The following is a 5890-nucleotide window of genomic DNA, read 5'->3' as shown; positions in this document are numbered from 1 at the left end:
CGACCTTCAGGCGGCGATCAAACGCTACATCGCCGAGCACAACCGGCGCGCCAGACCTTTCGTCTGGACCAAACCCGCCACCGACATCCTAGCCGCCGTCAGCCGATCCCCTGAACCATCCGTCTGAGTCAGTGCACTAGGTACAAGAGGGGTGGAGGCGGGTGTAACCGCAACGTCCGCTCTGAAGTGTCTGTCGCTCGGAAGCGGACCGGCTGGAAACCACCCTGAGCAGCCATTCGCCTTGCAACCCAACTTAGCCGCTCGGACCGCCGTCGACGCTTTTCCGTAGCGGCCGTTCGGTTCAGTCCGACCGGCTAGGAATGATTTGCAAGAGTGTTCGCCATAGGGACAGCAGCTTCAACTGACGCACCTTCTAGTTCGGTTATCGTGAGCATTCGGCCGTCCGGACCCGTGATCGTCAGCTCAATCCACTCTCGCTGCTGAAGGTCCCGGTACTTACGCACCGCCCACTCCGGGGAAGGACAGTTGTAGGTGACATTGCCGCGCTTTGCGACGCCACGAACGATGTAGAGGGGGCGCCGTTCCATCACACGTCGATCCCGGCGGCACCGAGGATGGTGCGTTGCTTCAAGATGCTGACACGGTAGGTCCGGATTGCGCTTTCAAACTCCAAAACAGCCGGGTCGCCTACCTCACGCATCAAGGCCGTGGCGTCGGACAGGACCGCGATGACGCACTCGTCCAACAAGATGCTGAAGGCGATCCTGTTCTGGAGGACCAGGGCCCTGGCGTCAGAGGGTGGGGTCGGCTCTCCCATGCGGCAGTAACAACTGGAAGCGTTTATGGTTCGACAAAATCGGAGATACCGCCAGGATCTAGCCGGCGGTGCCCACTTTAAGTCCTTGGCAGCGACGCAAAAGGGCGTTGCGCGCTGACTGCTTCGATACGTTTGCCGCTCGGAAGCAGACCGACTGCAAACTACCACGAAAGCCGATCGCGCCGCCGGCCGAACTATGATTGAAGCAGACCCTTTGAGCATTAGCTTGACGGGGAGAACGGCTTGCGGTAATTCGGACCCTGCAAAATTCTAGAAGGCCCCGGCGGACACCCGCGCGGGGCCTTCGTCGTTTCAGGGCCTGACCCCGTTTTAGATGGTGCGGCTGCCCTCAAGCAGCGGTCGAAGCTGCAGTCCCGGCCCAAACCTTCCCCATCCGCTCCTAAAGCGGCCCATTTCTTGGTAGGCTGCTCCCATGACGGATCCGCGGCCGTGACCGAACGCGACATCGTCGAGCGCCTGCACGGCCTCTGCCTCCTGGCGGACCGGCTGCGCGCCCCGAGTCACCGCCACACCCAAGAAGACTACGTCGCCGATCGCGACGAGATCCGCGACCATGCCCGACGCTTCTACCGAGACCTGACCGGCAATTGGCCGGGCCACGAAGCCGGCGCTGCTGGGCCGGAGCGTCGTGTGCGACCGCCGGTTCCGACCGCCGTCCTACGTCATCGCGAGCGCGTTCGGACGGCAGCAAGAACAGTCTGATCGACGGCAGCGGGCCGGGCTCTGCTGAGGGGCGCTGATGTCCGGCCCGCTGGCTTTGCGAAAACTGCCTTCGCAGCTTCGCTTGGCAGATAGATATTGCCACAAATCTATGTTCCGCGCTTTTGTATTTAGAATATCCGCCGCGACAATTGATCACCCCGCCCTGCACCGGCGGGGTTTTTCTTTGGAGCGCTTATGACCGCCTCTCAACGTGCTGCGCTCCTCGACCTGTGCGCCGCCATCCAACGCTGCGACTGCGCCCCGGTCGATATCCGGTTCCGCGCCCAGAGCCTGCAGTTTCGCCTGGCATTCGACGCCTCGTTCTTTCGCTCGATCTTCCGCTGAGGCTGACCGGATGTTGTTTCAGGACGCCCCTCCGCTGCGCGTTGGCGTATCGGCGGATGCCAGAGCGCGCTCTGCGGCCGAAGGCAACGACGAAGCCAAGCCCACCGCCGCCGAGAAGCGTCGCTCCGGCCGCACGCATCGCATGATCATGAGCCTGCCGTCTGATGGCGCGGTGGTCATCGTGCATTCGCCCTCCTGTGTCGGGATTTTCCGCGACACGATCGCGACGATGCGTGGTCCAGAGGTTGCGGCGTGCACGCGCATCGTCGCCGCCCCGAGCATCGCCGATGAGCGGGCGATCACCCGACGCCTCAGCCTTCCAGTCTTCCGCGACCACTTCGTCGACGAGCAGCGCGAGCATGCTCGTGCGGTGATGCAGGCGTGGCGGCTCTGATGCCTCGGCTCATCGCGCGTCTAGCCCTGCTGGTGGGCCTGCGCCGTGCCGACCCCGCTCCGATCCGCTCCTGGCGCGATCCGGTCCCAGCACTCTGCTCCGGCCGCCCGATCCACGCCGGCCGCGCCCTGTCCACTGGCGAAGCCCCCTGACATGGACGGCCTCATCCTCGACGTCGCCACGCCCGAGCGCATCGCGCCGTTCGTGCCGCCGGTCTGTCTGTCGCCACTGACCGTGCAGGTCCTGGCGATCGCGCTGGTGATCGCACTCTGCGCTGCACTGTTCCCGGCCAAGGGCGCACGTCGCTGAGATGGACGACCCGATCATGAGCCTCGCGCCCATCCCGTTCATCGCGGTGGCGCTGGTGCTGCTGATCGCGATCGCCGGCCTCGACGCCCATCACCCATCCCGCTCGGCCGAGACGTCGTTCCGCGACGTCCTGCTGATCGCCGCCCTGCACTTTGCGCTCGCCGCCTGCGTCCTAGTCGCCGCGCTCACCCTGGGGGATGCCGCATGAAGACGGTCTTCGCCCTGATCCTGGTGTGTGCTGCCTCGACCACGCAGCCCGATTGCCAGCGCGACACCGCCCTCGATGTGATCACCGTGAAGACGCCGTCGGTCTTCGCCTGCATGATGGCGGGGCAGGCGAACGTGGCCCGCGACCGTCTGTTGGGCGATGGGCGATATGCGAAGGTAATCTGCGGATCGCGGCCATGAGTGCGCGCCGCCGCCTCGCCTGGTCGAACGAGCTTTCGCGGCTCAAGGCTGATCGCGCGGCCCGCTCGCAGGTCCGGGAGGAGCGCCTCAAGGTGACTCGGTCCTCGACGGTCGCCCTGTCCGCATGGCGCGGGGTGTCCGGTCGTCGCTACGTCGTCGGCGTCTGGACGCTGGACAAGGCCATCGGGGCCGATGCGCCCGGCGCCGTGTTCCTGGCGGTCCGCCGCGGTGAGGACGGCATCGCCCGCATCGTCGGCGCCGGACACCGAGGCCAGATGTGGGAAGCCTTGCAGTGGGCTCGGTACGACCGCGCCACCGAGCTGCACCTCTATCATCTCGCAGATTTCGACTTCGAGCGGGACGCCATCGTCGAGGACCTGATCGGTGACGACGCGCTCTGACCCGCCGGCCCACCTCGACCTCTGGTCGCTGGTCGCGATCTACGCCGCCGCGGCGACGATCGTCGTCGAGGCGAATTACCAGCTGCCGATGGCCCTGCTCGCCGAGTGGGGCCGGATCCTGCGGGACGCGTGATGTTCCGCGCCTGGTACCGCCGTTTCGCATTGGGTGTCGCCCGGGCCTTTGCCGCCTAGGGCCCGGGCGCCTGCAAGCCTATGGAGCGCTGCCCGTCAGTTCGGACGGATCGTCACCTCGTAGGCGGACTGCACATTTACGAACATCGTCTCGCCTGACGATCCCCGCGATTGAACGCTGCTGTTCACCCGCACATTCACCAACCTGCACTCGGCTTTGAAAGCTTGCTTCAGGTTTTCGCAATCTTGAGCCGCCGCCTGGTACAGGTAGGCGCGCGCAACGGCGATCTGTTTGACCTGCTCCTCGGTACCCGCGCCGGGTGCTACCGGGATGTTAATGGCCATCGTGCTATCCACGCGTAGCGGGTAGGCCCGACTAGGCGACGCGGCATCAGAGGTCGAGGCGGACCGCCCCTGTTCGGATTGGGCCAATACGGCCGGCGATGGGATCAGTGCGGTGAAAGCGGCTGCGACGAGGGCTTTGCGAAAGGGGAACATCGGCTACTCCTGGAGCAACGCGACAGTGCCTCACCGCCAATAAAGCGCAGCGAAGCAGGTCCGTAAATTTTTAGGCTTCGCGTAGGTCCTCGCCTAAACGTTGGTCCAGCTGACCCAATCGGCTGAACTGTTCCGATCGGCTACTTTGGGCCGCACCCGATGCAGATGCCTTTGGCGATCTTGTCCTGATTGAGCTCGTTCTGCGAGCGACGAGCGGGGTTCTGACGCGAGGTCGGACTGGCGTCACGGCTCGGAGGCTTGGTTGCCCCGACAGCAGTCGTATCGCGGATAAGCGTTACCTCGGCCCCCGTCGTCTGGGCATGCGCCGCGGTTCCACCAAGCAGAATGATAGCAAACGCTGTTGTACGCATGAACGTCATGGTGTTCTCCGATCAGGAGACCAACGGCTGACGTTGGCTTCCCGGCCTGCGGCGTCTTCACCAGCGCTGCCCTTGTCCGCGCAGCTTGCTCCCGATCTTCGACGGCCCGGTCCTCGACCCGGTCATGGGTTCCTCGCCGATTGGCGAAGCCTACGCCGAGCTCGGGCTGCCGTACCTCGGCATCGAGGCTGATCCACGCCACTTCGACACCGCCTGTCGGCGGCTCGAAGCGGTGGCTGAACGCGGTCCGCAGGCCTGCAGACGCCCTCGAAAACCGGCCGCTGCCTGATAATTCAAGAATTATCAGGCAGCGGCCAAATCCATCCTGAAAAGCGCAGAAAAAACAGGGGCTTGCGAGTGGCTGCAAGTAGCGCTCGCGCCCGCCGCGCGCTCCGTAGGAATGCGGTCCAGACGGCCCAGCGCGAAGAGGTTCGGGCTCGGGCAGTCGGCTACATCCGGGTCTCCACCGAGGAGCAGGCGCAGTTGGGCTTCGGCCTCGACGCGCAGGAGGATGCGATCCGAAAGTACGCGGACGCGGTCGGCCTGGAACTGATCGCAGTCCACGCCGACCCCGGCGTGTCGGGTACCACCCGCCCGGCAGACCGTCCCGGCTTTGCGAAGGTGCTGGAGCTCGCCGCCGACGAGCGGTTCTCCGTGCTCCTCGTCAAACGCTTCGACCGCCTTGCCCGCTCTCTGGCGCTGGCGGTGGGCACCTCGGGCGAGCTCGACGCTCAGCACGGGGTGAGCATCCGCAGCATCTCGGAAGGGATGGACACGGGTTCGGCCGCCGGCCGGCTCATCTTCGGCGTGCTCTCCGCCCTCGCGGAGCAAGAGCGCGACACCATCACGGAGCGCACCAAGGGCGGCCGCATGCAGAAGGCCGGCCAGGGTGGCTACAGCTGCGGGCGCATCCCCTACGGCTACCTGTCGGACGGCAAGGGCGGTCTCCTCGTGGACGAAGGGCCCGCCGCGGTCATCCGCCGGATCTTCGCCGAAAACGGCGCCGGCCGGACGGTCCGCGCGATCGCCGACGGCCTCAACGCCGACGGCATCCCGTCGCCCCGCGGCCGTCGCTGGTCCGGCGGCGGCGTCAGCTACGTGCTGAACAACCAAACCTACTTCGGGCGCACGGAGGTGGTGTTCATCACCGGCGGCGTCGTCACCCACGTCAACCGCCCGGGCAGCCATGCCCGCATCGTCCGGTAGATCCATGCACTGCGCCACCTGTCCCGCCGATCGTCGCGCGGCCTGCATGAGCGAGGGCTGCTACGCCAGGCTCGCCGAACTGCGCTCCGCCACGATCTCCGGCCCCATGGACTTCGATCCGCGGCGTCCGCTTCGCCTTGAGCCCGGGCAGGTGGTGGTCCACCAGGCGCCGGGCGCGGACGACATGGAGCGCCAGCTCGACCGCCTTGAGGTTCGGCACGGCGACATCCTCGTGCTGCGCACCACGCAGAAGCTGCAGTCGGCGACGGCCAAGAAGTGGCAGGACGACCTGATCCGAATGTGCGCGGCCGCCGGC

14 protein-coding genes and 1 pseudogene are annotated in these 5890 nt (G+C 65.9%); 13 read left to right on the top strand and 2 right to left on the bottom strand.

Annotation, left to right across the window (positions count from 1 at the left end):
* Positions 1 to 127 (top strand): annotated as a pseudogene (locus MKK84_RS10175) (IS630 family transposase); the annotation flags it as partial.
* Between the two features lie 420 nt (positions 128 to 547).
* Here the strand turns inward: MKK84_RS10175 and MKK84_RS10170 are convergent.
* Positions 548 to 709 (bottom strand): hypothetical protein, encoded by a 162-nt coding sequence (locus MKK84_RS10170; protein ID WP_243919325.1) that lies wholly within the window; start codon positions 707 to 709, stop codon positions 548 to 550.
* Positions 710 to 1228: 519 nt separating this feature from the next.
* On the opposite strand from MKK84_RS10170, the gene MKK84_RS10165 reads away from it, so the two are divergent.
* From MKK84_RS10165 to MKK84_RS10125, 9 genes are all read left to right on the top strand, one after another.
* Entirely contained in the window at positions 1229 to 1501 is a 273-nt protein-coding gene (locus MKK84_RS10165) for a hypothetical protein (protein WP_243919324.1), read from the top strand.
* Between the two features lie 195 nt (positions 1502 to 1696).
* Complete coding sequence (locus MKK84_RS10160; RefSeq protein ID WP_243919322.1) at positions 1697 to 1846, top strand: hypothetical protein; 150 nt, start codon at positions 1697 to 1699, stop codon at positions 1844 to 1846.
* 10 nt (positions 1847 to 1856) lie between these two features.
* Positions 1857 to 2240 (top strand): hypothetical protein, encoded by a 384-nt coding sequence (locus tag MKK84_RS10155; protein WP_243919320.1) that lies wholly within the window; start codon positions 1857 to 1859, stop codon positions 2238 to 2240.
* Entirely contained in the window at positions 2240 to 2392 is a 153-nt protein-coding gene (locus tag MKK84_RS10150) for a hypothetical protein (RefSeq protein ID WP_243919318.1), read from the top strand. The genes MKK84_RS10155 and MKK84_RS10150 overlap by 1 nt, the downstream gene beginning before the upstream one ends.
* A 1-nt stretch (position 2393) precedes the next feature.
* Positions 2394 to 2549: a hypothetical protein gene (locus MKK84_RS10145; protein ID WP_243919309.1), complete on the top strand. Its 156-nt coding sequence runs from the start codon at positions 2394 to 2396 to the stop codon at positions 2547 to 2549.
* Positions 2550 to 2565: 16 nt separating this feature from the next.
* Entirely contained in the window at positions 2566 to 2757 is a 192-nt protein-coding gene (locus MKK84_RS10140; protein ID WP_243919308.1) for a hypothetical protein, read from the top strand.
* Positions 2754 to 2957, top strand: a complete 204-nt coding sequence (locus MKK84_RS10135) for a hypothetical protein (protein WP_243919305.1) — start codon at positions 2754 to 2756, stop codon at positions 2955 to 2957. Before MKK84_RS10140 ends, MKK84_RS10135 begins: the two co-directional genes overlap by 4 nt.
* Positions 2954 to 3358, top strand: a complete 405-nt coding sequence (locus MKK84_RS10130; protein WP_243919304.1) for a hypothetical protein — start codon at positions 2954 to 2956, stop codon at positions 3356 to 3358. The genes MKK84_RS10135 and MKK84_RS10130 overlap by 4 nt, the downstream gene beginning before the upstream one ends.
* On the top strand, positions 3342 to 3491 hold the full coding sequence (locus MKK84_RS10125; protein WP_243919303.1) for a hypothetical protein: 150 nt from the start codon (positions 3342 to 3344) through the stop codon (positions 3489 to 3491). Before MKK84_RS10130 ends, MKK84_RS10125 begins: the two co-directional genes overlap by 17 nt.
* A gap of 95 nt (positions 3492 to 3586) precedes the next feature.
* On the opposite strand, the gene MKK84_RS10120 is transcribed toward MKK84_RS10125, so the two are convergent.
* Entirely contained in the window at positions 3587 to 3835 is a 249-nt protein-coding gene (locus tag MKK84_RS10120; RefSeq protein WP_243919301.1) for a hypothetical protein, read from the bottom strand.
* A 618-nt stretch (positions 3836 to 4453) separates the two neighbouring features.
* On the opposite strand from MKK84_RS10120, the gene MKK84_RS10115 reads away from it, so the two are divergent.
* The 3 genes from MKK84_RS10115 to MKK84_RS10105 form a co-directional block, all read left to right on the top strand.
* Complete coding sequence (locus tag MKK84_RS10115) at positions 4454 to 4657, top strand: site-specific DNA-methyltransferase (RefSeq protein WP_243919299.1); 204 nt, start codon at positions 4454 to 4456, stop codon at positions 4655 to 4657.
* A 68-nt stretch (positions 4658 to 4725) separates the two neighbouring features.
* Entirely contained in the window at positions 4726 to 5574 is an 849-nt protein-coding gene (locus MKK84_RS10110; protein ID WP_243919297.1) for a recombinase family protein, read from the top strand.
* 46 nt (positions 5575 to 5620) lie between these two features.
* Positions 5621 to 5890, top strand: a 270-nt coding sequence (locus MKK84_RS10105; protein WP_243919295.1) for a hypothetical protein, incomplete at its 3' end; no start/stop codon positions are given.

The sequence above is a fragment of the Methylobacterium sp. E-065 genome, assembly GCF_022829605.1.
Classification (GTDB): domain Bacteria; phylum Pseudomonadota; class Alphaproteobacteria; order Rhizobiales; family Beijerinckiaceae; genus Methylobacterium.
The sequence above is the reverse complement of the archived record's forward strand: the minus strand, read 5'-3'. Positions and strand labels throughout refer to the sequence as shown.